This window comes from Pseudomonas sp. rhizo66, assembly GCF_031931925.1.
Taxonomy (GTDB): Bacteria; Pseudomonadota; Gammaproteobacteria; order Pseudomonadales; family Pseudomonadaceae; genus Aquipseudomonas.
This window is the reverse complement of record NZ_JAUJWZ010000003.1, coordinates 93,487-116,312: the sequence shown is the minus strand read 5'-3', so window position 1 is coordinate 116,312 and position 22,826 is coordinate 93,487. Positions and strand designations below refer to the sequence as shown.

The following is a 22,826-nucleotide window of genomic DNA, read 5'->3' as shown; positions in this document are numbered from 1 at the left end:
CCATGAGCGAGATGGATAACCATGTCACGCTGACCGTCAACAACATGGAATACGGCGGCTGGAAAAGCGTGGAAATCACCGCTGATCTGGAGCGCCAGTTCCGCACCTTCAAACTCGACATCACCTGGCAATGGCCGGGGCAGACGGTGGATCAACGGATCAAACCGGGTGACCCCTGCGAAGTGAAAATCGGCCAGGACCTGGTGCTCACCGGCTATGTGTTCAAAGCACCGATCAGCTACGACGGGCGCCAGATCAGCCTGAGCATCGAGGGCAGTTCCAAGACTCAGGATCTGGTCGATTGCGCGGCCACCAACCGGCCGAATCAATGGCAGGAGCAACCGTTGCTGAGCATCGTTCAGGCGCTGGCCATGGACTACTCGCTGATGGTGGTCAATCAGATCCCCGAGACCGCAAGGCTCGCCAAGCACACCATCGTGCCGGGCGAAACGGTGTTCCAGTCGATCGACCGCCTGCTCTCGCTGTTCCGGGTGTTTTCCACCGATGACGAGCAGGGTCGGCTGGTGCTGGCCAAACCCGGTAGCGGTGGGCGGGCCAGTGATGCGCTGGAGTTGGGCAAGAACATTCTGTCGGCCAACGCGCCGATGGATCAGAGCCAGGTGTTTTCCGAATACCGGGTAATCGGCCAGCAGAAAGGTTCGGACAAGAAGAGCGGGGCGGCGGTCAGCGAGGTTGAATCCAGCGCGACCGACCTGAGTTTCAAACGTCGACGCACCACGATCATCAACGAGGGCACCGCGCTGACGTTCGAACTGGCTCAGCAGCGCGCCCAATGGGAAAGTGCCACGCGCATGGGCCGGGCGCAGACCACCACCTATCAGGTGCAGGGCTGGCGCCAGTCCAACGGCGATCTGTGGCGCCACAACACGCTGGTCAAGGTCAAGGATCCGGTACTCGGTTTCGATGGCGACATGCTGATTTCCAAAGTCACGTATTCGCTGTCGGCGCAAGGCTCGGTGACCACTCTGCAAGTGGCGCCGCCGCATACTTTCGATGCCAATCCCAGCCCTCCTAAAACAACCTCATAGGCCCGGAAAAGATCGCAGCCTTCGGCAGCTCCTACAGGTATACGCCGATCTTATGCAGGAGCTGCCGAAGGCTGCGATCTTTTGACCTCGGCCCGTTTCTTACAGGAACCAAGCATGAGCCTACTGACACGCCTGCTGGCGCGCGGCACTGTCGTGCTCGCCAACTCGGCATCCAAGCTGCAATCGCTGCAAATGCGCCTCACCGCCGGCGAAGTGAACGACGACATAGAACACTTCGAACCCTACGGCTTCACCAGTCATCCGCTGGCCGGCGCCGAAGGTGTCGTCACCTTTCTCGGCGGCGACCGCTCCCACGCCATCGCCCTGGTGATCGCCGACCGCCGTTATCGCCTGCAATCGCTGGCTGCGGGCGAAGTGGCGATCTACACCGACGAAGGCGACAAGATTCATTTCAAGCGCGGGCGGATCATCGACATTGAAACCGTCACGCTGAACATCCGCGCCAGCAGCGCGGTGAACTTCGATACGCCGGTGATCAACCAGACCGGCAAGATCGTCTCCACCGGCGATCAACTCGCCGGCGGCATCAGCCAGATCAAACACGTGCACGTCGGCGTACAGGCCGGCAGCGGCCAGACCGGCGCGCCGGCAGGAGGCCAGTGATGCTGATCAGCCCGAACCTCCACGCCGCGCTGACCCGCGCCGTACTCATCAGCCTGTTCACCTGGCGCCGCGCCGCCGATGACGACGCCCTCGACGACGAAGAACGTTTCGGCTGGTGGGGCGATACCTTTCCCACCGTCGCCGACGATCGCATCGGCTCGCGGCTATGGCTACTGAGGCGGGTGAAATTGACCCGACAAACGCAGATGGACGCCGAGTTCTATGCCCGCGAAGCCTTGCAATGGCTGATCGACGACGGCCACTGCAGCGCCATCGACATCATCAGCGAACGCCTCGACGCCCAGCGCCTGAACCTGCGCACGGTCCTGACCCTGGCTGACGGCGAACGTCTGGACATCAACCCCGATAACAGTTGGCAGGTGATCTATGCCGTTTGAAACCCCTTCGCTGCCGGTGCTGATCAAGCGCACCCAAAGCGACCTGGCCGGCGATTCGCTGCGCCAGTCCGATGCGCAAGTGCTGGCCCGTACTCTCGGCGGCGCCGCTTATGGCCTGTACGGTTATCTCGACTGGATTGCCGAGCAGATCCTGCCCGACAAGGCTGATGAGTCGACCCTGGAGCGCATTGCCGCACTGCGTCTGAACCAACCGCGCAAACCCGCGCAAGTCGCCACCGGCAGCGTCAGTTTTACCGCCACCGCCGGTGCCGTGCTGGATGTCGACACGCTGCTGCAAGCGAACGATGGCCGTACCTACAAAGTCACCGCCGCACGCACCACGGCCAATGGCAGCAACACCACCACCATCGCCGCGCTCGATGCTGGCAGCCTCGGTAATGCCGACGCCGGTCTGGCACTGAACCCGGTGCAGCCGATTACCGGCGTCGTCGGCAACAGTTTTGTGGTGCTGGCGCCGGGCCTCAGCGGTGGTGTGGCGCGGGAAAGTCTAGAATCGCTGCGCTCGCGGGTGATTCGTTCCTACCGTGTCATTCCCCATGGCGGTTCGGCCAGTGACTACGAGACCTGGGCGCTGGAAGTGCCGGGCGTGACCCGCGCCTGGTGTCGTGGTGGCTTGCTCGGGCCGGGCACGGTAACGGTGTTCATCATGCGTGATGAAGACCCGCAACCGGTGCCCAACGATGAGCAACTGGCGGAGGTTCAGGCGTACATCGAACCGCTGCGGCCGGTGACCGCAGAAGTGCACGTGCAGCGGCCGATTCAGGTGCCGGTGGTGTATCGCTTCAAGAGCGTCAATCCGGACACCAGCGCCGTGCGCGCCGCCGTTGAAGCGCAGTTGCGCGACCTGCACAACCGCGAGGCCGATCTGGGTGTGCCGTTGCTGATCAGCCATATCCGCGAAGCCATCAGCAGCGCCGGTGGTGAGTACGATCACACCCTGACCGCGCCGGCCGCTGACGTGCCTGCCGGGCAAAGCGAACTGCTCACCTTCGGAGGCTGCGTATGGGGGGCATAAGAACCGCCGCGCAATATCAGGCGCAACTGCGCGCCTTGCTGCCCAGTGGCCCGGCGTGGGACCCGGAACGCGTGCCGGAACTCGAAGAAGTGCTGCAAGGCGTCGCCGTCGAACTGGCCCGCCTCGATGCCCGTGCCGCTGACCTGCTCAACGAGATGGACCCGGCCGGCGTCAGCGAACTGGTGCCGGACTGGGAACGGGTGATGAACCTGCCCGACCCGTGCCTGGGCGCCACGCCACTGTTCGACGACCGCCGCCTCGCCGTCCGCCGCCGCTTGCTCGCGGTTGGCAGCCAGGCCGTCGGTTACTACCTCGACATCGCCAAAAGCCAGGGCTACCCCAACGCCACCATCACCGAACTCGAAGCCCCGCGTATGGGCCGCTCGCGTTTCGGCTCGGCGCATTGGGGCACCTGGGAGGCGCAGTTCATGTGGACGCTCAACACCGGCGGACGCTTGCTGCTTGGCCGGCGTTACGGCGCGAGTTATTGGGGTGAGCGCTTCGGCGTCAACCCGGGTTCGGCGCTGGAATGCCTGATTCACCGCAGTGCCCCGGCGCATACCAAGGTGCACATCAATTATGACTAGGGAGGAATGAGGGGATGGATTATCCGAAAAGCATGCCTGGTGTTGGTTTGCTCAACAGTCGTTTTGTCGATGAGAACCCGATCACCGGAACCCCTGGATCGTTGATTCCTGCGGAGTGGGGCAACGCCCTTACCGAAGAGGTTCTGGCGGTTATCAAGGCTGCCGGGATCGAGCCTACTGAGGGATTGAATACGCAGTTGCTGGAGGCGCTGCGTGGCAAGAAACTGTATGAAACGCCGCCCCAGTTCGATGCCAGTCAGAAGGTAGCGACGACAGAGTTCGTCCAGCGCGCACTGGGCAGTCTGGCGGGGCAGACCAACTATGTCGGTGATGTGGCGTTGACGGTTGCTGATGTTGGCAAGCTCTCGATCTTCACCAGCCCAGGTACGGTGACCCTGCCGGAATGGTCAACTGTGCCTGCAGGAGGCTTGGTGTCGCTGGTCGCAGGTTCCGGTGGTTTAAACGTGAAAGTCAGGAGTGGCGAGAGTCTGGGCACCGCCAGCGCTGGTGCACCGGATAACACGTTGTCATTTGTCGGTGGCAGCTACGTTACTTTTCGCCGGCTTCTGCTCGGTGGTGGCTGGGGCCTGGATTCTGGTGATGGTGCGCTCAAGTACTCGCCAGCGTTTACCGCTTCCTTGAACACTGCAGGTGGCTATCAGCGTTTGCCCAGTGGCCTGATCCTGCAATGGGGACTGGCCACGGGCGGCGCACTCAGCGAAACAATTACCTATCCGATTGCCTTTCCCAAAAGCGTGCTCTTCCTCTCGGGCGGCGATATTTCGCCAGGATTCGCTGATCTGCGCTTCTCTCTGTTCAGACTCTCGCAGAGCCAGTTTCAGCGCTTCTCCAATGCTGACCCTGGCGGCTGGAACTGGTTCGCCATCGGCTTCTGAAATCAACGGTGAATGAAATGAAATACATTGATTTTGATGCCCAGGGCGAACTGCTCGGGCGCTATGACTCGGCGATTCACACGCAGATGCCTGCCACTGCTGTAGAAATCTCCGATGAGCTGTTCCTGCGCACGATCGAGGAACGCGATGGCATCTGGAAGTGGACCGATGGCAAGGTCACCAAACATGCATTGCCGAACGCATCGCTGCTGGTTGAAAGCGAACAGCGAGCATCGGCCCTGGCGCAGCGTGATGAGCTGCTGGCTGAAGCCGATCAGCAGACCGTCGGTATGGCCGACGCCTACATTGCAGGATTGCTGGATGTCGAAGACATGCAGCGGTTCAAGGCGTATGCCTCCTACAAACTGGCGCTCAACAAGATCGACAGGCAGCCAGGTTATCCGCAGAACGTCGACTGGCCAGTGCTACCGGCTTGAAGCTCTTTCTGACGTGAAGCCTGCAAAACAGCTTCGCAAACAGTCACCCAGAATAACGGGAGGTCTCCGCGTGGATTATCCAAACAGTGTGCCCAGCGCCGGATTGGTGAATGGGAAGTTCGTTGATGAAAACCCGATGACCGGAACGCCCGGATCGCTGATTCCGGCGGATTGGGGGAATGGGGTCACGCAGGAAATTCTCAACGTGATCAATGCCGGGGGGCTGACCCCCGATGAGAAGAAATACGATCAGTTGTTGCAGGCGATTCAATCGGTGACGGCCAAGGGCTGGAATCAGGATCTGGCGTTGCCGCTATCGGCTTTGCCTTTGCCAACCGTTGCCACGATGGATGGCCGGTTAACCATCACGCCAGCCGCCGTTTCGAGCAGTGGCGGGCGAGTGTCCGTACCGGCGGGCGTATACGTCAGTCTTGGTCAGGAAGTGGTGGCGGGTCAGTTGGGGCGTTCACGTACTTTCACTACCCAAGCCTGGAGCAGTGCAGACCTGCTGCCTAGCTCAAGCTACTTTCTGCGGGCGCAGGTGGTGGGCGGTGTTCTGAGCCTCTATACCCAGCGCGGTACGATTTACGATGTGACACCCGAGACTCTGAAAGGTGTAGCCAACGGTGCTGCCGGCGGCGGTTTTCAGAGCTCGGTGTTGGACATGTGTCTGGCGTGGGTCGTCACCGGTGCGCCAGGCTCCGTGCCGACGGTCCGTGCGATTTACAACCGCGCACGCTTGACCTGGACTCAGACCGTCAACGGCACAGGTGCAGTGTTCCTGCCTCTGGACCCGCATGTACGTGCTGCCCGGCTTGTGGTGGGCAATCCGACGCCCTCATCGACGGCCGTTACGAGTGTGGCGTTTCCGGCGACTGGATGGGCTGGGGGCAACTACAGCTACCTGTCACCGGTATCGACGGGCGTATCCAATAATGCGGGAGGCTGGAACCCGGCCACTGTGCAACCGTGCGTGATATTCACCAACAACATCCTCTACGACGTCACGGTCTCGACGCTGACCGCCAGTTTTGATCATGCCAATTTGCGCTCGCTCTGGCAGTCCTATCAGGCTGAGCACAATCTGGGGCAATCCAATGCTGACAGTGATGAATTGCTGTTCAGCATGGGGATCAAGAGCCATCCGCTAACCGACTATACCGCCGGCATTGCGATCAATTTTGGGGACGCTGTGAACGTCCAATTGCAGTGGGAGCTGATTCGATGATCGTCATTCAGGAACTCCATCAGATTGACGGCGAGTTGCGCCCCGCGCCGCCATCTGTCACCCATGACTGGGACGGCGCACGGTGGGTTGTCAATCCGGAAAAAGTCGCGCGGCTTGAGCAGGACGAAGCCGAGCGCCTTTGCGCCAAGGTCGACTCAGTAGCCGACAGCGCCCGCCTCGAATTGGTCGGCGACCCGCTCAAAGCCATGGAATACGCCCAGGCCGCCGCCGACGCACAGGCCTATCAGGACGCCGGTTACCCGAAAAAGGAAGTGCCGCTGTCGGTCGCAGCGTGGGTGGTCAAAGGACGCACTGCCAAACAAGCCGCCGAGCAGATTCTGAGCAAGGCCGATCAACTGACCGACCATCTGCTGGCGCTGCGTACGCTGCGCCTGAAGGCCAAAGCGCAGATTCGCGCACAGGCTGCCAAGGGCAACATGGATCTGGCGCGCAGCGCTGGTGACGAAGCTTTGGTCGCCATTCGCGAGTTGGCCAGCGGCCTTTCCAGCTAAGCCGAAAATTCTGCGTTCCGAGTCACCCAAGCCCACTTCGTTGTGGGCTTTTTATTTTCAGAAAACGGACCGTGGACAGGCACGCAGAAGACGCTGTGTCGACGCCGGCATTTGTCATTTCAAAGGAACGAACATTCTATGGATTATCCAAAAAGCGTCCCCAGCGTCGGCTTGGTCGATGGCCGCTTCGTCGATGAAAACCCGGTGGCGGGTACGCCGGGGTCGTTGATTCCGGCGGTGTGGGGAAATGCCGTCACCGAGGAAATACTCAACGTTGTCACCGGAGCGGGACTGGCGCCTGCTGAAGGTGATAACCGACAACTGCTCAAAGCCTTGCAGGTGCTGTTGGCATTGGCCAGCCCTATGGCAACGTCAGTGACCAGTGTGTCGGCCTCCAAAGCATTGGCGGCAAATGAACTCGGGCTGGTGCTCGTCAATGCGAGCAGTGGTGCGACCACCATCAGCCTGCCGCCGGCGGACCTTACGTTAGGGGTTCGCGACGTCATATTACGTCGGGTCGACAACTCGACATCGCGCTTGGCAGTGCGCGCTTCGGGCACCGACAAAATCAGATTTCATACTCATCTTGTCGCAGCCGGGTATCCCTTTTTTGTACTGATGGGTTCCGGGGACTGGTGGCATCTGCGCAGTGATGGTGCAGGCAACTGGTGGCCGATCGGGCGGTTCGATGGCACGCCGTTGGGCCGGACGGTCTTCGAGACAACGGCACTGCTCAATCCCGGAGGGTACGGGCCGCTTAACGGCGCGGTATTCAGTCGCAGCGACTGGCCATGGTTGTGGGATCACGCGCAGCAGTCCGGCGCACTGACCACCGAAACCGCGAGGGTAGGGACCGAGGGTGGCTGGACCAGCGGAGATGGCACGTTGACCTTTCGCGGGCCGGAGGGTCGAGGTGAGTTCATCAGAGTGTGCGATGAGGGGCGTGGGATTGATGCCGGTCGCTCGGTTGGTAGTTGGCAGGTCGACATGTTCCGCTCGCATCGCCATGAACTCAAAAGCGACCTGCTGGGCGTGCCTTTGGTATCAGCTCAGAACGCAGCACCGGACGCATTATTCAATCAGGCCAATATCAGTCTCGGATTTACCGAAAGCACCGGCGGTGTCGAAACCCGGCCGCGCAACATCGCCTATCCCGGCAGGATAAAACTTATCTGACGCGAGTTTTTCGTTTTCTGAGCAGCTTCAAATGGAAATGAACAATGCCCTATTACTACGTATTAAATGAAGGGACGCAAGAAATTACCGGACCGATCGAATTGCCGATCACACCCGGAATAGGCGTTCAAATACCCGGCAATGCAATCGAGTTGACTGAATTGCTGCCCACCATTGAGCCCGGTTATGTTTGGGTGTGGCGCAATGGGCAAGTTTTGCAACTGATCGACTTGCGCAACCGGCTGGTTTATCGCAAAGACAATGGCAACTCGCTTTACTGGAGCGAGCTTGGGCCTATCCCTGACTATCTGACCGTCAAGCCGCGTCCCGACACTTTCTACTTCTGGAAAGACGATGACTGGGTGCTGGATGTCGACGCCCAACGTGCGGCATTGGTGACGCAGGCGGGCTTAGAGCGCGATAACCGCCTGCGCGAAGTGGTCATTCGTGTCGCACCGCTGCAATACGCTTACGAACTGGGCGAGGCGAGCAGTGATCAACTGGCCACGCTGCAAACATGGAAACGCTACGCGCTTACTCTGGCCCGGATCGAGCTGCAACCGAATTATCCGTTGCTCATTGAATGGCCCGCGACGCCTGCCGAACTGGTTATTTCACCACTCTCATAAGCGCAACTCAATTGATTGAAACCTCATAGACGGCTTGATGCTGTCGGTATTCGGCTGCCTGTCAGAAGCTTGAAGGCTATGGCGTGGATGGTCTGGAACGATGTGCGTTTGTTGACAGCAGATTGGCGGCCTTCAGGGCCAAAGTGGCTTGTTTAAAAAACAGGAGAAATTTAATGGATTACCCAAATAGTGTGCCCAGCGCCGGTCTTGTAAACGGTCGGTTTGTCGATGAAGACCCGCTGAGCGGTAGGCCGGGATCGTTGATTCCAGCGAGTTGGGGAAATAGCGTTACGCAGGAAATTCTTGAAGTTATCAGAACCTCGGGAGCAGTCGCGGACGAAGCCGATAACACTCAGTTAAGAGCAGCAATTAATACGCTGATCTCGAAGAAATATAGTGAAAGCCTGGCCAGTCAAGAAGACGCGGAGTCTGGTGCCAGTACCACCAAGTTAATGACACCGTTGCGCGTAGTCCAATCCATTGCGAAGAAAATCCAACAGGCGACAGAGTCCATCGTAGGCATAGCAAGAGTTGCTTCTCAGGCAGAGGTCAATGCTGGCGTTAGCGACGCGTCTATTGTGACTCCGAAAAAACTTAGACTTGGATTCAAGGTGAATCTGGGCATTTCAGGCTACATCGTTTTTCCCTCTTGGATGGGAGGGTTGATCATCCAGTGGATTAACGGCAGCGCCAGTCAGTCAGGCAACAACAATTGTGGTGACCTGAATTTATGGCCACTCGCATTTCCCAATGCGATGTTTCTTGCGGTCGCCACCCATGAAGGTGGTTCAACGGCAACGTTCTTGACGTGGAACGATACTTCAACAGTAAGTCGGAGAGTGGGCATCAATGTGCGCTGTCCTGATTATTCCAACTCTTCCATTTCCGCCCGAATCATAGGAATAGGGTACTGACTATGTATTATTTTTCGCCGGCAACGTCTGGTTTTTATCATTCGGATGTACATGGAGTGAGTATTCCTTCTGATGCGTTTGCACTCAGCGAAGGTGAGTACTGCGGGCTGGTATCGAATGCTCCAAAAGGTACGGTTCTTTCGCTGAATAGTGACGGACGACCGGAGCGGATATTTTTGGCGGAACCGTCCAGTGACGCGCAAGAGCGAACGTGGCGAGACAAGGCGTTGGGGCTGACTCAGTGGCTGGTCCTTCGTGATAACGAAGAACTGGAAATGGGCGAGGGCACAACCCTCCGTGCCGAGGAGTTCAAAGAACTCCTAGCCTATCGGCAGGCACTGCGCGACTGGCCCAATCATCCGGACTTCCCGGATTCCCATTCACGCCCGGTCGAACCTGACTGGCTTGAAGATTTGCTGCGGGCCAATGACTGAACGGTTCGCCCTGCAATCGAGGATAGATATACATGGATTACCCAAAAAGCGTCCCAGGCTCAGGCTTGGTCGACGGCAAGTTTGTCGATGAAGATGCCATCGCTGGAACGCCGGGGTCGTTGATCCCGGCGAGTTGGGGCAACAGTGTCACCCAGGAGATTCTCAGCGCGATTACCGCAGCGGGTCTGAAACCTGATGAAAAGCAGACAGATCAGTTGGCGCAGGCGATCCGTCAACTGTCCAGGCCTGATCCGCTACAGCAGTTTCCTGTGCAGGTGTATCGCAGGAATGTCCTGATCAATGGCGGGTTCGATATCTGGCAGCGCGGCACGACCAACCAAGGCCCCAATATCGGTGGCTATGTAGCCGATCGTTTTCGCTGCGACTGGAATGGCAATGCTGCCGTGACCATCTCTCGCCAGGACTTTGCTCCGGGGCAGACAGAAGTGACAGGCGAGCCGGGTTATTTTTTACGCTGGCAGCAAACCTCAGCGGGCGTCGGCGCTACCGAGCACAAGATTTCCCAAAGCGTTGAGTCGGTCAGGACTCTGGCCGGACGAACCGCCACCGTGACCTTTTGGGCGCGCTCCGATGCCACACGCTCATTGAAAGTGACGATCGGCCAGTACTTTGGCAATGGTGGTTCGGAAGCCGTCGTCAAAGTAGTCGATGTTTTTCCATTGAGCACTGCATGGGGCATGTACAGCGCAACCTTCCAGGTGCCATCGATCGCGGGGAAAATGCTCGGTGCCAATGATTATTTACGCTTGGCTTTTGATTTGCCGCTCAACGTTTTGCAAACCGTCGACCTGACTCAGGTGCAATTGGAAGAGGGACCGGTTTCCACGCCATTCGAATACCGTCTTTCTGGCGAAGAATTGACGTTGTGTCAGCGTTATTTCGAAAAGTCTTTTGCCAACCGTTTACCGATTCGTGCAAACAACGGCACTGGGACCTGCATCGTATCGTTTACTCAGGCTGCGCCTGGAAATACCGGTCAATACGGGATGGTCGTAGACATGCAGACTCAGAAAAGAGTGCAGCCTACTGTTGTCCTGTATTGCCCTGGAAATGCAAGTAATCAGATTTGGAACTATTCGCAGGGAGTGCCTTGCACAGGCACCATTGTGCAAAGTGTGACACAGCGCAGTTTCGCGATCGGCACTGTGACGCCTGTAAACAGTCAGCCCGGTAACGGATTGCAGATTGAATGGACAGCGGACGCTGAGATCTAGGAGTGAACCCATGACCTATCAACTGACCACTTGCGGAGTACTGCGCACGGAGGACTCTTCGTTTATCCCGCAGGATCCAACCAATCGCGACTGGCTTGACTATCAAGCCTGGCTGTTATCTGGCGGCCAAGTCCTGCCATTGAATGAAACCCTCGAAAACGCAGCCCCGGCCAGCTCAGTGACAAGTCTGGCAAAAAAATGGCTGGGGGCTGTTGTCCGTCAACCGTGATTCAATCGGGGCAATATCCAGGGAGGATCAAGCATTATGCAAATAACTGAAAAAAACCTTATCGACATCATGCCCAACGCCCGCTCCCAAGCGGGCGTTTTTGTTTCGCCGCTCAACAGCGCCATGGCTCGCCGTCATATCGACTCGCCCAAGCGTGTCGCGGCGTTCCTCGCGCAAATCGGCCATGAGTCGGGGCAACTGCGCTACGTGCGGGAATTGGGCAATAACCAATACCTGAGCAAATATGACACCGGTACGTTGGCCTTGCGTTTGGGCAACACCCCGGAGGCTGACGGCGACGGGCAGAAGTATCGTGGTCGCGGGCTGATTCAGATCACCGGGTGCAGTAACTATCGCGAATGCAGTCTCGGCCTGTTCGGCGATGAACGGCTGCTGCCCTTGCCTGAATTGCTCGAACAGCCGCGATGGGCCGCCGAATCCGCCGCGTGGTTCTGGGAAAAGAATGGCTTGAATGAACTCGCCGATCGCGAGCAGTTCAACACCATCACCCGGCGCATCAACGGCGGGTTGAACGGCTTGCAGGATCGCCTGGAAATCTGGGCGCGGGCGAGGGCGGTGCTATGCCAATCCCCTGGCGAGTGATCGGCATCTTTTTGCTGGCCGCTGGTGTGTTTGCAGCGGCCTGGCAGTTTCAGGCGTGGCGCTACGAACGGCAATTGGCCGAGCAGGCCCGGTTGAACGCCGAAACCCTCAATCAACTGACTCTGACGGCCGCCACCGCGCAACAGGCCGAGCAGGATAAACGCCTGGCGCTGGAGCAGCGGCTCGCGACCAGTGAACAAACCCACTATCGAGCGCTGAGCGATGCCCAACGTGATCAGGATCGCCTGCGCGATCGCCTTGCCACTGCTGATGTGCGCCTGTCAGTCCTTCTCGACGCCGGCGACGTTGCCCCAGGCTGCAACGTGCCAGCCACCACCGGCGCCAGCAGCGTGGATCATGCAACCGTACGCGCCCGACTTGACCCGGCGCATGCTCAACGAATTATCGCCATCACCGCCAGCGGCGACCGTGGACTGATTGCCTTGCAGGCGTGTCAGGCCTATGTCAGAGCGCTGGCGCCTGCACATTTTGAATGAGTCTGTGTATTGAAAGCGCAACCGGCTCGTGTACGGTGGAGGCATTCCACACGATCCGGAGCACGCCGTGAAAGAGATCACTCAACTGGCCGCCGACCTGGGCCGACGTTTGCAACTGCTCAATGCCCACGTCACTACCGCTGAATCCTGTACCGGAGGCGGGATTGCCGAAGCCATCACCCGAATCCCGGGCAGTTCGGCGTGGTTCGAGGCAGGTTATGTCACGTACTCCAATCGGCAGAAAACCCAGCAATTGAATGTGCCGGCCGAGTTGTTCGAGTCGGTCGGCGCCGTCAGTCGCGAGGTCGTTGAGGCGATGGTGCGTGGTGCCCAGGACAAAAGCCTGGCGCGATTTGCCGTAGCAGTCAGTGGTGTGGCCGGGCCGGACGGTGGCTCGCCGAACAAACCGGTCGGCACGGTGTGGCTGGCCTGGGGTGTTGGCGAGACGGTGACCAGTGAGGTTCAGCACTTCCCCGGCAACCGCGATGACGTCCGCCGACAAACGGTGAAGGCCGCGCTAGAGGGGCTCCTGCGACTAGCGGCACGAGAAATCGAAAATCAGGGGTAGGCGATCCGCGAACGCTGTGGAATAATACTGGCTACTTATACAGGTGTTGGCCGTCAGGCCTTATTGATTACGTGAGGACTTTAATGGACGACAACAAGAAGAAAGCCTTGGCTGCGGCCCTGGGTCAGATCGAACGTCAATTCGGCAAGGGTGCCGTAATGCGTATGGGCGATCAGGACCGTCAGGCGATCCCGGCCATTTCCACCGGCTCTCTGGGTCTGGACATCGCACTCGGCATCGGCGGCCTGCCAAAAGGCCGTATCGTTGAAATCTACGGTCCTGAATCTTCCGGTAAAACCACGCTTACTTTGTCCGTGATCGCCCAAGCGCAAAAAGCCGGTGCGACCTGCGCATTCGTCGACGCCGAACACGCCCTCGACCCTGAGTACGCCGGCAAGCTGGGCGTCAACGTCGACGACCTGCTGGTGTCGCAGCCGGACACCGGCGAACAGGCCCTGGAAATCACCGACATGCTGGTGCGCTCCAACGCGGTTGACGTGATCATTGTCGACTCCGTGGCAGCCCTGGTACCGAAGGCTGAAATCGAAGGCGAAATGGGTGACATGCACGTGGGCCTGCAAGCCCGTCTGATGTCCCAGGCGCTGCGTAAAATCACCGGTAACATCAAGAACGCCAACTGCCTGGTGATCTTCATCAACCAGATCCGCATGAAGATCGGCGTGATGTTCGGTAGCCCGGAAACTACCACCGGTGGTAACGCGCTGAAGTTCTACGCCTCGGTTCGTCTTGACATCCGCCGTACCGGCGCGGTGAAGGAAGGCGACGAAGTGGTCGGCAGCGAAACCCGCGTCAAGGTTGTGAAGAACAAGGTCGCTTCGCCGTTCCGTCAGGCCGAGTTCCAGATTCTTTATGGCAAGGGCATCTACCTCAATGGCGAGATGATCGACTTGGGCGTGCTGCACGGTTTCGTCGAGAAGTCCGGCGCCTGGTATGCCTACGAAGGCACCAAGATCGGTCAGGGCAAGGCCAACTCGGCCAAGTTCTTGGCGGACAACCCGGAAATCGCCGCGAAGCTCGAGAAGCAACTGCGTGACAAACTGCTGTCGCCAGCAGTGATCGCCGACTCCAAGGCCTCTGCAGTCAAAGAGACTGAAGACGACCTGGCCGACGCTGATATCTGATTGCAGCGATGACCACCGCCGTACTCGATACCCTCGTCGCGGTGCGGCGAACCGCCATGGACCTGCTCGCACGCCGCGAGCACGGTCGAGTCGAGCTGACGCGCAAACTGCGTCAACGCGGCGCTGAGGCGGAGATGATCGAAACAGCCCTCGACCGTTTGACGGAAGAGGGGCTGCTTTCCGAAGCCCGTTATCTTGAAAGTTTTGTTTCCTACCGCGCCCGTTCCGGATATGGCCCTCTGCGGATTCGTGAAGAGCTGAGTCAACGCGGTTTGCAACGCGCCGATATAGAACTCGCCCTGCGCGAAAGCGGTATCAGTTGGCAGGAACAACTGCAGGAGACGTGGCGCCGGAAGTTCTCCGGGCATTTACCGATTGATGCGAAAGAACGGGCCAAACAGGGCCGGTTCCTGGCGTATCGGGGGTTCTCGATGGAGATGATCAACCGCTTGTTCAGCGGTCGAGGGATGGACGATTAAACCGATTCAATAAAAACGGCCCGCTATGAAAATAGCGGGCCGTTTTTTTTTGCCTTCAGATTGCCTTTGACGGCTCGCGGCTGCGTTGTGCTGTTTGCGGCCTGGAGTCGGCCCAGTTTTCCGGCAGGTTGATGTAGTCGATCAACTCCCTCAAGCGCCCGTGGGTGCGGGCATTGAAGGCGAAGGCAAGCCGCACCAGATGGCTGTACTGCGCTTCATCGTGTTCCTCGCCGGCGTAGGCGTGTTGATGAAACTGATCGCTCAGGCACAGATCGGCAAAAGCCTCCTGCATGTGTTCCAGCGCTTGATCGCTGAGCTTGTGATTCATGCGGATCACAAATTGTCGTTTGAGCCAGCGACTGGAGTGGAAGTTGCTGTAGAACTGGTTGATCTGCTCCACCGCCTCGTCGACGCTGTAGACCAGTCGCATCAGTTTCATGTCGGTCGGCAAAATGTAGTGGTTGCTCTCCAGTTGCTGGCGGATGAAGTCCATCGCGCCTTGCCAGAACGTGCCGCCCGGCGCATCCAGCAGCACCACCGGCACCAATGGACTTTTACCGGTCTGGATCAATGTCAGTACTTCCAGTGCTTCATCCAGTGTGCCGAACCCGCCCGGGCACAAGACCAGCGCGTCGGCTTCTTTGACGAAAAACAGTTTTCGCGTGAAGAAAAAGTGGAACGGCAACAGATTGCTGGTGCCGCCCACCGTCGGGTTGGCGTGCTGTTCGAAGGGCAGGGTGATATTGAAGCCTAGGCTGTGATCGCGGCCGGCACCTTCATGCGCGGCGGCCATGATGCCGCCCCCGGCGCCGGTAATGACCATCATCCCCGAGCGGGTCAATGCTGCCCCGAGTTCGCGGGCCATGGCATACAGCGGATGTTCGGCCGGCGTGCGCGCCGAGCCGAACACGGTGACTTTGCGTCGGCCCTTGAACTGCTCCAGCACCCGAAAGGCCTGCTCCAGTTCGCGCAGGGCTTGCAAGGTGATCTTGGCGTTCCAGCGGTTGTGGTCTTCCTGGGCCATGCGCAGCACGGTCAGGATCATGTCGCGGTAGATAGGAATATTCGGGCTGTTGGGGGAAACACGGTTGAGTTGTTCTTCGACCTTGCTGATGAGGTCGGGGCCGCTTTCCTGAAAATGACGGCTGAGCAAGTCATTCGGTTGGTAAGGCATTCAACGTCTCCTTCTGCACAGAGCGGATGGCCCTGACGAGCGGCGTCAGGGCCGCGCTGCAAAAAACACACGATCGGCAGTTCCTTTCCTGCCGTTGAAAAATGATCGGGAATACTCTGAATCTAGACCCTGGCGCGCATTTGCGCTGACTTGATCATTGCGCTGTAAAGTTTTGGCTGGCAACCGTTTATTGATTTTCCGCACGTTGCTTCACCGCTCGTCCGAACGTGCGCCGAGCTGCAATCGCTCTGATTTACTAACATACAGGCGCCTTACGACAGCTTCAGGTCAATAACTGTAGGTCAGGTGCACGCGATTCAAGGATTTGCAGGTGGCAAGGAGGCGAGACATATGGCCAGAGTGATTCTGGAGATCGATACGCAGCTGTATCGAATGTTGAAAGCGGCAGCCGAGACCAATCAGCTCAGTCTCGAAGAGGAGTGCTGCCGGCGCTTGGCGGGTGGCGAGCGCCGTTCGCACTATTTGCAGGCCTTGCTGGCGGAACTGCGCGCCGAGGATGAACAGCGGCGCGCCAATTCGCGATAGTTACTTCTTCTTCGCCGGGGCAGCTTTCGGGCAATCCGATTCCTGGTAGCTGGCGGAGCCGATCGCCTTGTTGGTTTTCACTTCAGTGAAGTCGTAACGCATGATCGCGCCCTTGGCCATCAGCTTGCGGTACGACGGGTTGTTGCACACCGAGGCGCCCAACTGAAAATACACAGCTTTAGGGTCAGCGCGCATTTTGTCGGCGTGGCTCTTCTGTACGCTCAGGTGGTTGATCAACTGAGTGCCTTCAACGGTGTAGCCCTGATCAAGAATGTCTTCATTGATTGCCCGAGGCGTGCCGACGCTGCTTTGGGCGGCGACGTTGCGCAGCTCGCGGTTCAGATTCTGCTCACTCAGGGAAGCAGCCTGAGCGGTGAAGGACGACGCCAGCAGAATGGCAGCGGTGGGAACGATAAGGCGCAGCATGAAACTCTCCTGGTTCAGTGACTGGTGGTTCGACCAGCCACGTGACTGTGCGTTCAGTGGCGGCGAATTATAGGGGAGCCGGTCGGGAGGGTACAGGTTTGTGCCCGTCGCTCTGGTAAACTGCCGGTCTTTATTGCCCTGCCGAGTGCTGTGCGTGTCGAGTTTTCCTGCCGTAAGGCGTTGCCCGTGACCCATCATGCCCCCAACGCCGTAGCCCGCTTGCGCGATCAGCGCGAGGACGAGGGCATCAAGCCGATTCAGGCCCGTGGCTTTCGCTCCGAGCGTTGCCGCGATTGCCGGGTGATCATCAGCCATTGCCTGTGCGCCTGGCGGCCGAACGTCGAAACGCGTTCGGGCGTGTGCCTGATCATGACCGGCAAGGAAGTGTTCAAGCCGAGCAACACCGGTTGGCTGATTGCCGACGTGGTGCGCGATAACCATGCGTTTATCTGGTCGCGTACCGAGCCCGATCCGCAGATGCTCGCACTGCTCAATGATCCGCAATGGCAACCGTATCTGGTGTTTCCCGGCGAATACGTAGAGCCGTCGCGAGTGACCAACACTGTCGCGATCGATAGCAACAAGCGTCCGTTGTTCATTCTGCTCGACGCCACGTGGACCGAGGCACGAAAGATTTTCCGCAAGAGCCCGTATTTCGATCGTTTGCCGATTCTCAGTCTGCTGCCCGACAAACTCTCACGCTACCGCTTGCGCCGTTCGACCCGCAGCGAGCACTTGTGCACTGCCGAAGTCGCGGCGCTGTGCCTGGAACTGGCCGGTGACAGCGACGCCGCCTCGGCGCTGGACGCCTATTTCGACGTGTTCAGCCAGCATTACCTCGGCGCCAAACAGCAACTGGACATGAATGAATCGACGCCGGCCCACGCCGAGTTGCTGCCCTATATACGAAAGCCGCAGCCGGAGTTGGCCCAATAGTGGCCCATACTGTACAAGCCGGCGGCCGTGCTGCTTGACCACCCCGTCTTCGCTGGGCATGCTTGGCGCCGATTAGGGTGCGGCCAAGGTTTGAAACGCCGTGTTTGCTGTTGATTGGCGTTGAACGTGCCCCTGTGGATACCGCTTTCAAGCGGCATCTTGAGTTGCTTTGGCCAGGCCGGAATGCACCGGGTCTGCCATCAAAAACAGGATCATTTGAAAAATGGCCACATACGACATCCTGATTGCCGATGATCACCCCCTGTTTCGTAGCGCCCTGCATCAAGCGGTGACGCTGGGCCTTGGCCCGGATGTGCGGCTGGTGGAGGTGGCGAGCATCGCCGAGCTGGAAACACGTCTGACCGAAAAGGCTGACTGGGATCTGGTCCTGCTGGACCTGAACATGCCCGGCGCTTTCGGTTTTTCCGGGCTGGTCATGCTTCGCGGACAGTACCCGCAGATTCCGGTGGTGATGGTTTCGGCGCAGGAAGAAGCTTCGGTGATGGTCAAATCCCGTGAGTTCGGCGCCAGTGGCTTTATTCCCAAGTCCAGCGACCTCAGCGTGATTCAGGAAGCCGTGCGCAAAGTGCTCGAGGGCGATGTGTTCTGGCCGCCACAAGCATTCGAGGCGGTCAGTGTGTCCGACGAAGCCAAAGCCGCCAGCGATGGCCTCGCCAGCCTGACGCCGCAGCAGTTCCGCGTGTTGACCATGGTCTGTGAGGGCCTGTTGAACAAGCAGATTGCCTATGAGCTGAGCGTGTCGGAAGCGACCATCAAGGCCCATGTCACGGCGATCTTCCGCAAGCTGAATGTGCGCACCCGCACGCAAGCGGCTTTACTGCTGCAACAACTTGAGTCAATTCCGAGCCAATAAAGGCTGGCATCTTCACGCTTTTTTGACTTTTGTTGCTCTAGCTTTCCCCACTCCTTTTCGGTTGGTTTCTACTTTATGTCACCTTTCAAGGGCCAGACCGGCCTGAAACGTATCCTCAATGCTTCGGGTTATTCGCTGGACGGCCTGCGCGCAGCTTTCACCGGTGAAGCGGCCTTCCGCCAACTGGTGCTGCTCAATGTCGTGCTGATTCCGTTGACGTTCTTTCTCAATGTCAGCCGCGTTGAGCAGGCGCTGTTGATTGCTGTGTGCCTGTTGGCGCTGATCGTCGAGTTGCTGAATTCGGCGGTGGAAGCGGCCATCGACCGCATTTCGCTGGAACTGCACCCGCTGTCGAAAAACGCCAAGGACATGGGCAGTGCCGCGCAATTTGTCGCACTGAGCATGATCGCTTTGGTGTGGGCAGTGATTCTGCTTTAAGCAATCGTCGGCAAAACGATCTCGTCGCTGCGCTGCACCCCGGCAGTGAAAGCGCGGCACAGATCGAGAAACTCGCGCATCGCCGAAGTCTGATACTTCTGCTTGTGCCAGATGAAGTAGAACTGCCGCGCCAGGTCCAGGTCCGGCGTCTCCACCGGCACCAGACTGCCACGGCGGAATGCATCACGCAGCGCCAGCCGCGAGATGCAGCCAATCCCCAGCCCCGATTCCACCGCGCGTTTTATCGCTTCGGTGTGTTCCAGCTCCAGGCGGATATTCAGCGCGCTGCGATGATGCCGCATGGCCTGATCGAACGTCAGGCGCGTGCCGGAACCCTGTTCGCGCAGAATCCATGCCTCGTGGGTCAGTTCTTCCATGGTCGCGGAGCCGCGTTGGGCCAGCGGATGTTGCGGCGCGCAGAAAACCACCAACTCATCTTCGACCCAGCTCTGCACTTCGATGTCCGGATGGCTGCAATCGCCTTCGATTAGACCCAGATCAATTTCGTAGTGGGCGACTTGTTGCACGATATTGGCAGTGTTCTGCACGTGCAGCTTTACCTGACTTTCCGGGTGGCGCTGCATGAAGCTGCCGATCAGCAGGGTCGCCAGGTAATTGCCGATGGTCAGCGTGGCGCCCACCGACAGCGAGCCGAAACCGGATTTGCCGTTGAGCAGGTCTTCGATTTCCTTGGCCTGGTCGAGCAGAGCCACCGCCTGCGGCAAGAGCTGTTTGCCGAGGGCGTTGAGGCTCAGCCGTTTACCGGCGCGGTCGAACAACTGGCAGCTGGATTGCCGCTCGAGTTCGGTGATCGACGTGCTCGCGGCCGACTGCGAGAGGTTGAGCAGACCCGCAGCACGGGATACGCTTTCCTGCTGGGCGACGGCGACGAAGACTTGCAGTTGACGGAGAGTAAATCGCATATCGATATAACCGATAACCCTTATCTTAATAATCCAGTTAACAGATATTGTCGTCGCTATTAGAATGCGATGCAATTGCGCACCGTCGCCTTCAAAAGCCAGCGCAGACCCAATATCCAGGAGTCAAACGTACATGAGCAACATGAACCACGAGCGTGTCCTCAGTGTTCATCACTGGAACGACACTCTGTTCAGCTTCAAGTGCACCCGCGATCCGGGTCTGCGCTTCGAGAACGGTCAGTTCGTGATGATCGGCCTGCAACAGCCCAACGGCCGCCCGCTTATGCGCGCTTACTCGATCGCCAGCCCGAACTGGGAAGAGCATCTGGAGTTCTTCAGCATCAAGGTGCAGGACGGCCCGCTGACCTCGCAGCTGCAGCACTTGAAGGAAGGCGACGAGATCATCATCTCGAAGAAGCCTACCGGCACTCTGGTTCTGGACGACCTGAACCCGGGCAAGCATTTGTACCTGCTGAGCACTGGCACTGGTCTGGCGCCGTTCATGAGCGTGATTCAGGACCCGGAAACCTACGAGCGCTTTGAAAAAGTGATCCTGGTTCACGGTGTGCGTTACGTCAACGAAGTCGCCTACCGCGAATTCATCACCGAGCACCTGCCGCAGAACGAGTTCTTCGGCGAGGCGCTGCGTGACAAGCTGATCTACTACCCAACCGTGACCCGTGAGCCTTTCGAGAATCAGGGCCGTCTTACCGACCTGATGCGCAGCGGCAAGTTGTTCAGCGACATCGGTCTGCCACCGATCAATCCGCAGGACGACCGCGCGATGATCTGCGGCAGCCCGAGCATGCTCGACGAGACCAGCGAAGTACTCGACAGCTTCGGCCTGAAGATCTCGGCGCGGATGCGCGAGCCGGGTGATTACCTGATCGAGCGTGCATTCGTCGAGAAGTAAGCCTCTCTTAAAAAGCCCCCATTGCCTATGCAGGCAATGGGGGCTTTTTTATGCCTGAAATATTTCCATCATGCTTGGCCACAATCCATGTAGGAGCTGCCGAAGGCTGCGATCTTTTGATCTTGATCTTAAAAAGAAAGATCAAAAGATCGCAGCCTTCGGCAGCTCCTACATTGGGTGCGGCATCAGACCGTGGCAGGAATGACTTCGAGTACGCGGATCTGCTCAGGCGTCGGGTAATGCCAGCGCACATCCAGATCCCAGAATTGCGCGCCGTATTCGCGTTCTGGCGCCGGGGTTTGGTAGGCCGGACGCGGATCCTGGGCCAGGCACTGCTCGATCAGCTCGACCAACGGCTCGCCAAGGCGCTGAGCGTGTGTGTGCGCCTGTTTCAACGCGGCGTCCGTCCACTGCACGTCAATCAGTTGCGGCGCGGCACTGGCGATGCTGTTGGAGGCGCCGGGGATAATATCGGCGTACGGTACGTAGGGTTTGATGTCGAGAATCGGCGTGCCGTCGAGCAGGTCAATGCCAGAGATGAACAGCCGATTGGCTTCGACTTTGTCCAGCTTCACCACCGATTGACCGATGCCGTTTGGCCGGTGTGTGGCGCGGGTGGCGAACACGCCCATGGACTTGTTGCCGCCCAAACGGGGCGGGCGCACTTTCAGGCGCGGTTTGTCCTCCAGCGCCTGATGGAACAGAAACAGCAGCCACACATGGCTGACCTGTTCCAGGCCCTGCACGGCGTCACCCTGATCGAACGGCGCCACCAGTTCCAGCACGCCACGGGCGGCGGGGGCCAATTGCGGTTGGCGGGGGATGGCGAATTTCTCCTTGAAGCAGGAGCGCACGAAGCCGATGGGGGAGACGCTGTAAGTCATGGTTTGCATTCGAAGCGGGGCGGGGTGGGCATGATAACCCGTCCAACCTCAAGTCTGGTGCTGGTCGGGCGGGCGCCATCGCTGGCGAGCCAGCTCCCACAGGGTTCTCGAGTGTTCTCATAACCGTGTACACCGAAGAACCTGTGGGAACTGGCTTGCCAGCGATAGCTTCACCGCCAATTCAGAGGCTGAAGCCACCATCAAGAGGAATAATATTCCCGGTCATGTAAGCCCCAGCCGTACTCGCCAGACTGATCGCCAACGCCGCCATCTCTTCCTCCCGCCCCCAACGCTTCATCGGAATCAACGCCGTATCCTCAGCCAATGCCTGCTGATCATTGCCAATATGCTGAGTCATCTTGCTCGGAAAGCGCCCCGGCGCAATCACGTTGACGTTGATGTGCTGGCTCACCAGCTCCCGTGCCAGTATTCGCGATAACTGATGCAAGGCCGCTTTACTCGGCCCGTAGGCATACGCCTGCTCGCCAAACGAAGAAATCCCCGCCACCGAACCGATGTTGATGATCCGCGCCGGGTTCGCCGCCGAACCCGCTTTGCGCAACAACGGTAGAAACTGCTGGATGCAACTGAACACCGACGTCACGTTGAGCTGCATGACTTTTTCCCAACCCTTGACCGGGTAACTTTCCAGCGGCGCGCCCCACGTGGTGCCGGCGTTGTTCACCAGAATATCCAGATGGGTGATCTGCTCGCCCAGGCGCGCGGCCAGTTCCTGCACGCCTTCTTCGGTCGCAAGGTTCGCCGCCACGCCGTGACACTTGCCCAAGGCGCTGAGCTCTGCCGCAGTTTGATGGCAGGCTTCGGCGTCGCGCGAGCAGACGTAAACGCGCGCGCCAGCCTCGACAAAGGCTTTGGCGATCATTTTGCCGATACCACGGGTGCCGCCGGTCACCAGAGCGGTGCGGCCTTGCAGGGAGAAATACGGGTGCATGGCGAGTCCTGAGGATTAGGGATCAATACACCCTAGTCGTCAGCCGCGAAAAGCGGAGCCACTATTTTCGGAGGGAATGAACGGTCA

General features: G+C 58.8%; 30 protein-coding genes. 25 read left to right on the top strand and 5 right to left on the bottom strand.

Annotated features, from left to right (window positions below; translation table 11 throughout):
* The first annotated feature begins 2 nt into the window (after window positions 1-2).
* The 20 genes from QZR14_RS04835 to recX all read left to right on the top strand — a co-directional run bounded on the left by QZR14_RS04835 (window position 3) and on the right by recX (window position 14,673).
* On the top strand, window positions 3-1,049 hold the full coding sequence (locus QZR14_RS04835) for a phage baseplate assembly protein (protein WP_311996021.1): 1,047 nt from the start codon (window positions 3-5) through the stop codon (window positions 1,047-1,049).
* Between the two features lie 114 nt (window positions 1,050-1,163).
* A complete protein-coding gene (locus QZR14_RS04830; RefSeq protein ID WP_311996020.1) occupies window positions 1,164-1,673 on the top strand; it encodes a phage baseplate assembly protein V in 510 nt (169 codons plus the stop codon).
* Complete coding sequence (locus QZR14_RS04825; RefSeq protein WP_093436478.1) at window positions 1,673-2,071, top strand: phage GP46 family protein; 399 nt, start codon at window positions 1,673-1,675, stop codon at window positions 2,069-2,071. Before QZR14_RS04830 ends, QZR14_RS04825 begins: the two co-directional genes overlap by 1 nt.
* A complete protein-coding gene (locus QZR14_RS04820) occupies window positions 2,061-3,107 on the top strand; it encodes a baseplate J/gp47 family protein (protein WP_250603169.1) in 1,047 nt (348 codons plus the stop codon). The genes QZR14_RS04825 and QZR14_RS04820 overlap by 11 nt, the downstream gene beginning before the upstream one ends.
* Window positions 3,095-3,694, top strand: coding sequence for a YmfQ family protein (locus QZR14_RS04815; RefSeq protein WP_095112473.1), 600 nt, complete (start codon window positions 3,095-3,097; stop codon window positions 3,692-3,694). The genes QZR14_RS04820 and QZR14_RS04815 overlap by 13 nt, the downstream gene beginning before the upstream one ends.
* 14 nt (window positions 3,695-3,708) lie before the next feature.
* The gene (locus QZR14_RS04810) at window positions 3,709-4,590 is read left to right on the top strand and encodes a gp53-like domain-containing protein (protein ID WP_311996019.1); all 882 of its coding nucleotides are present in this window, start codon (window positions 3,709-3,711) and stop codon (window positions 4,588-4,590) included.
* Window positions 4,591-4,607: 17 nt separating this feature from the next.
* On the top strand, window positions 4,608-5,027 hold the full coding sequence (locus tag QZR14_RS04805) for a tail fiber assembly protein (RefSeq protein ID WP_311996018.1): 420 nt from the start codon (window positions 4,608-4,610) through the stop codon (window positions 5,025-5,027).
* Window positions 5,028-5,097: 70 nt separating this feature from the next.
* A complete protein-coding gene (locus tag QZR14_RS04800) occupies window positions 5,098-6,255 on the top strand; it encodes a phage tail protein (RefSeq protein ID WP_311996017.1) in 1,158 nt (385 codons plus the stop codon).
* Window positions 6,252-6,767: a phage tail protein gene (locus QZR14_RS04795; protein WP_311996016.1), complete on the top strand. Its 516-nt coding sequence runs from the start codon at window positions 6,252-6,254 to the stop codon at window positions 6,765-6,767. Before QZR14_RS04800 ends, QZR14_RS04795 begins: the two co-directional genes overlap by 4 nt.
* A 138-nt stretch (window positions 6,768-6,905) precedes the next feature.
* The gene (locus tag QZR14_RS04790) at window positions 6,906-7,943 is read left to right on the top strand and encodes a phage tail protein (protein ID WP_311996015.1); all 1,038 of its coding nucleotides are present in this window, start codon (window positions 6,906-6,908) and stop codon (window positions 7,941-7,943) included.
* Window positions 7,944-7,987: 44 nt separating this feature from the next.
* Window positions 7,988-8,572 carry a tail fiber assembly protein gene (locus QZR14_RS04785; protein WP_311996014.1) on the top strand — a complete coding sequence of 195 codons (585 nt, stop codon included), beginning with the start codon at window positions 7,988-7,990 and terminating at the stop codon, window positions 8,570-8,572.
* Window positions 8,573-8,745: 173 nt separating this feature from the next.
* On the top strand, window positions 8,746-9,486 hold the full coding sequence (locus QZR14_RS04780) for a gp53-like domain-containing protein (RefSeq protein ID WP_311996013.1): 741 nt from the start codon (window positions 8,746-8,748) through the stop codon (window positions 9,484-9,486).
* A gap of 2 nt (window positions 9,487-9,488) precedes the next feature.
* A complete protein-coding gene (locus QZR14_RS04775; protein ID WP_311996012.1) occupies window positions 9,489-9,920 on the top strand; it encodes a phage tail assembly chaperone in 432 nt (143 codons plus the stop codon).
* Between the two features lie 32 nt (window positions 9,921-9,952).
* Complete coding sequence (locus QZR14_RS04770) at window positions 9,953-11,155, top strand: carbohydrate-binding protein CenC (RefSeq protein ID WP_311996011.1); 1,203 nt, start codon at window positions 9,953-9,955, stop codon at window positions 11,153-11,155.
* A 10-nt stretch (window positions 11,156-11,165) separates the two neighbouring features.
* Window positions 11,166-11,384 carry a hypothetical protein gene (locus QZR14_RS04765; RefSeq protein ID WP_095119244.1) on the top strand — a complete coding sequence of 73 codons (219 nt, stop codon included), beginning with the start codon at window positions 11,166-11,168 and terminating at the stop codon, window positions 11,382-11,384.
* A gap of 36 nt (window positions 11,385-11,420) precedes the next feature.
* Complete coding sequence (locus QZR14_RS04760) at window positions 11,421-11,987, top strand: glycoside hydrolase family 19 protein (RefSeq protein ID WP_311996010.1); 567 nt, start codon at window positions 11,421-11,423, stop codon at window positions 11,985-11,987.
* A complete protein-coding gene (locus tag QZR14_RS04755) occupies window positions 11,966-12,484 on the top strand; it encodes a lysis system i-spanin subunit Rz (RefSeq protein ID WP_311996009.1) in 519 nt (172 codons plus the stop codon). The genes QZR14_RS04760 and QZR14_RS04755 overlap by 22 nt, the downstream gene beginning before the upstream one ends.
* A 67-nt stretch (window positions 12,485-12,551) precedes the next feature.
* Window positions 12,552-13,052, top strand: a complete 501-nt coding sequence (locus QZR14_RS04750) for a CinA family protein (protein WP_250603189.1) — start codon at window positions 12,552-12,554, stop codon at window positions 13,050-13,052.
* Window positions 13,053-13,135: 83 nt separating this feature from the next.
* Complete coding sequence (gene recA, locus QZR14_RS04745) at window positions 13,136-14,194, top strand: recombinase RecA (RefSeq protein ID WP_090282065.1); 1,059 nt, start codon at window positions 13,136-13,138, stop codon at window positions 14,192-14,194.
* An 8-nt stretch (window positions 14,195-14,202) separates the two neighbouring features.
* Window positions 14,203-14,673, top strand: a complete 471-nt coding sequence (recX, locus tag QZR14_RS04740) for a recombination regulator RecX (protein ID WP_095112456.1) — start codon at window positions 14,203-14,205, stop codon at window positions 14,671-14,673.
* Window positions 14,674-14,728: 55 nt separating this feature from the next.
* Here recX and QZR14_RS04735 read toward each other — a convergent pair whose 3' ends face one another.
* Complete coding sequence (locus QZR14_RS04735) at window positions 14,729-15,847, bottom strand: TIGR00730 family Rossman fold protein (protein ID WP_250603191.1); 1,119 nt, start codon at window positions 15,845-15,847, stop codon at window positions 14,729-14,731.
* Between the two features lie 351 nt (window positions 15,848-16,198).
* Between QZR14_RS04735 and QZR14_RS04730 the strand changes: the two genes are divergently transcribed.
* A complete protein-coding gene (locus QZR14_RS04730) occupies window positions 16,199-16,393 on the top strand; it encodes a hypothetical protein (RefSeq protein WP_077571372.1) in 195 nt (64 codons plus the stop codon).
* Here QZR14_RS04730 and QZR14_RS04725 read toward each other — a convergent pair whose 3' ends face one another.
* Entirely contained in the window at window positions 16,394-16,819 is a 426-nt protein-coding gene (locus QZR14_RS04725) for a PA3611 family quorum-sensing-regulated virulence factor (RefSeq protein WP_007908738.1), read from the bottom strand. It lies immediately after the preceding gene.
* Between the two features lie 186 nt (window positions 16,820-17,005).
* Between QZR14_RS04725 and QZR14_RS04720 the strand changes: the two genes are divergently transcribed.
* From QZR14_RS04720 to QZR14_RS04710, 3 genes are all read left to right on the top strand, one after another.
* Window positions 17,006-17,755, top strand: coding sequence for a tRNA-uridine aminocarboxypropyltransferase (locus tag QZR14_RS04720; RefSeq protein ID WP_311996008.1), 750 nt, complete (start codon window positions 17,006-17,008; stop codon window positions 17,753-17,755).
* Window positions 17,756-17,978: 223 nt separating this feature from the next.
* Window positions 17,979-18,629, top strand: coding sequence for a response regulator transcription factor ErdR (gene erdR, locus QZR14_RS04715; RefSeq protein ID WP_250603195.1), 651 nt, complete (start codon window positions 17,979-17,981; stop codon window positions 18,627-18,629).
* A gap of 75 nt (window positions 18,630-18,704) precedes the next feature.
* Entirely contained in the window at window positions 18,705-19,067 is a 363-nt protein-coding gene (locus tag QZR14_RS04710; RefSeq protein WP_003222276.1) for a diacylglycerol kinase, read from the top strand.
* Here QZR14_RS04710 and QZR14_RS04705 read toward each other — a convergent pair.
* Window positions 19,064-19,990 (bottom strand): LysR family transcriptional regulator, encoded by a 927-nt coding sequence (locus QZR14_RS04705; RefSeq protein ID WP_038358063.1) that lies wholly within the window; start codon window positions 19,988-19,990, stop codon window positions 19,064-19,066. The genes QZR14_RS04710 and QZR14_RS04705 overlap by 4 nt on opposite strands.
* A 133-nt stretch (window positions 19,991-20,123) precedes the next feature.
* Here QZR14_RS04705 and fpr point away from each other — a divergent pair, with 133 nt between their 5' ends.
* Window positions 20,124-20,903 (top strand): ferredoxin-NADP reductase, encoded by a 780-nt coding sequence (gene fpr, locus QZR14_RS04700; RefSeq protein ID WP_007908723.1) that lies wholly within the window; start codon window positions 20,124-20,126, stop codon window positions 20,901-20,903.
* Window positions 20,904-21,088: 185 nt separating this feature from the next.
* On the opposite strand, the gene tsaA is transcribed toward fpr, so the two are convergent.
* Together tsaA and QZR14_RS04690 are read right to left on the bottom strand one after the other, a co-directional pair.
* Window positions 21,089-21,787 (bottom strand): tRNA (N6-threonylcarbamoyladenosine(37)-N6)-methyltransferase TrmO, encoded by a 699-nt coding sequence (gene tsaA, locus QZR14_RS04695; RefSeq protein WP_311996007.1) that lies wholly within the window; start codon window positions 21,785-21,787, stop codon window positions 21,089-21,091.
* Between the two features lie 181 nt (window positions 21,788-21,968).
* Complete coding sequence (locus tag QZR14_RS04690; protein WP_123452171.1) at window positions 21,969-22,739, bottom strand: SDR family oxidoreductase; 771 nt, start codon at window positions 22,737-22,739, stop codon at window positions 21,969-21,971.
* Window positions 22,740-22,826: the final 87 nt, after the last annotated feature.

Excerpts from the sequence above, each read along its gene's own strand:
- QZR14_RS04835 (WP_311996021.1), top strand. The coding sequence starts at position 3 with ATGAGCGAGATGGATAACCATGTCACGCTGACCGTCAACAACATGGAA.
- QZR14_RS04830 (WP_311996020.1), top strand. The coding sequence starts at position 1,164 with ATGAGCCTACTGACACGCCTGCTGGCGCGCGGCACTGTCGTGCTCGCC.
- QZR14_RS04825 (WP_093436478.1), top strand. The coding sequence starts at position 1,673 with ATGCTGATCAGCCCGAACCTCCACGCCGCGCTGACCCGCGCCGTACTC.
- QZR14_RS04820 (WP_250603169.1), top strand. The coding sequence starts at position 2,061 with ATGCCGTTTGAAACCCCTTCGCTGCCGGTGCTGATCAAGCGCACCCAA.
- QZR14_RS04815 (WP_095112473.1), top strand. The coding sequence starts at position 3,095 with ATGGGGGGCATAAGAACCGCCGCGCAATATCAGGCGCAACTGCGCGCC.
- QZR14_RS04810 (WP_311996019.1), top strand. The coding sequence starts at position 3,709 with ATGGATTATCCGAAAAGCATGCCTGGTGTTGGTTTGCTCAACAGTCGT.
- QZR14_RS04805 (WP_311996018.1), top strand. The coding sequence starts at position 4,608 with ATGAAATACATTGATTTTGATGCCCAGGGCGAACTGCTCGGGCGCTAT.
- QZR14_RS04795 (WP_311996016.1), top strand. The coding sequence starts at position 6,252 with ATGATCGTCATTCAGGAACTCCATCAGATTGACGGCGAGTTGCGCCCC.
- QZR14_RS04790 (WP_311996015.1), top strand. The coding sequence starts at position 6,906 with ATGGATTATCCAAAAAGCGTCCCCAGCGTCGGCTTGGTCGATGGCCGC.
- QZR14_RS04785 (WP_311996014.1), top strand. The coding sequence starts at position 7,988 with ATGCCCTATTACTACGTATTAAATGAAGGGACGCAAGAAATTACCGGA.
- QZR14_RS04780 (WP_311996013.1), top strand. The coding sequence starts at position 8,746 with ATGGATTACCCAAATAGTGTGCCCAGCGCCGGTCTTGTAAACGGTCGG.
- QZR14_RS04775 (WP_311996012.1), top strand. The coding sequence starts at position 9,489 with ATGTATTATTTTTCGCCGGCAACGTCTGGTTTTTATCATTCGGATGTA.
- QZR14_RS04770 (WP_311996011.1), top strand. The coding sequence starts at position 9,953 with ATGGATTACCCAAAAAGCGTCCCAGGCTCAGGCTTGGTCGACGGCAAG.
- QZR14_RS04765 (WP_095119244.1), top strand. The coding sequence starts at position 11,166 with ATGACCTATCAACTGACCACTTGCGGAGTACTGCGCACGGAGGACTCT.
- QZR14_RS04760 (WP_311996010.1), top strand. The coding sequence starts at position 11,421 with ATGCAAATAACTGAAAAAAACCTTATCGACATCATGCCCAACGCCCGC.
- QZR14_RS04755 (WP_311996009.1), top strand. The coding sequence starts at position 11,966 with ATGCCAATCCCCTGGCGAGTGATCGGCATCTTTTTGCTGGCCGCTGGT.
- recA (WP_090282065.1), top strand. The coding sequence starts at position 13,136 with ATGGACGACAACAAGAAGAAAGCCTTGGCTGCGGCCCTGGGTCAGATC.
- recX (WP_095112456.1), top strand. The coding sequence starts at position 14,203 with ATGACCACCGCCGTACTCGATACCCTCGTCGCGGTGCGGCGAACCGCC.
- QZR14_RS04735 (WP_250603191.1), bottom strand. The coding sequence starts at position 15,847 with ATGCCTTACCAACCGAATGACTTGCTCAGCCGTCATTTTCAGGAAAGC.
- QZR14_RS04730 (WP_077571372.1), top strand. The coding sequence starts at position 16,199 with ATGGCCAGAGTGATTCTGGAGATCGATACGCAGCTGTATCGAATGTTG.
- QZR14_RS04725 (WP_007908738.1), bottom strand. The coding sequence starts at position 16,819 with ATGCTGCGCCTTATCGTTCCCACCGCTGCCATTCTGCTGGCGTCGTCC.
- erdR (WP_250603195.1), top strand. The coding sequence starts at position 17,979 with ATGGCCACATACGACATCCTGATTGCCGATGATCACCCCCTGTTTCGT.
- QZR14_RS04710 (WP_003222276.1), top strand. The coding sequence starts at position 18,705 with ATGTCACCTTTCAAGGGCCAGACCGGCCTGAAACGTATCCTCAATGCT.
- QZR14_RS04705 (WP_038358063.1), bottom strand. The coding sequence starts at position 19,990 with ATGCGATTTACTCTCCGTCAACTGCAAGTCTTCGTCGCCGTCGCCCAG.
- fpr (WP_007908723.1), top strand. The coding sequence starts at position 20,124 with ATGAGCAACATGAACCACGAGCGTGTCCTCAGTGTTCATCACTGGAAC.
- tsaA (WP_311996007.1), bottom strand. The coding sequence starts at position 21,787 with ATGACTTACAGCGTCTCCCCCATCGGCTTCGTGCGCTCCTGCTTCAAG.
- QZR14_RS04690 (WP_123452171.1), bottom strand. The coding sequence starts at position 22,739 with ATGCACCCGTATTTCTCCCTGCAAGGCCGCACCGCTCTGGTGACCGGC.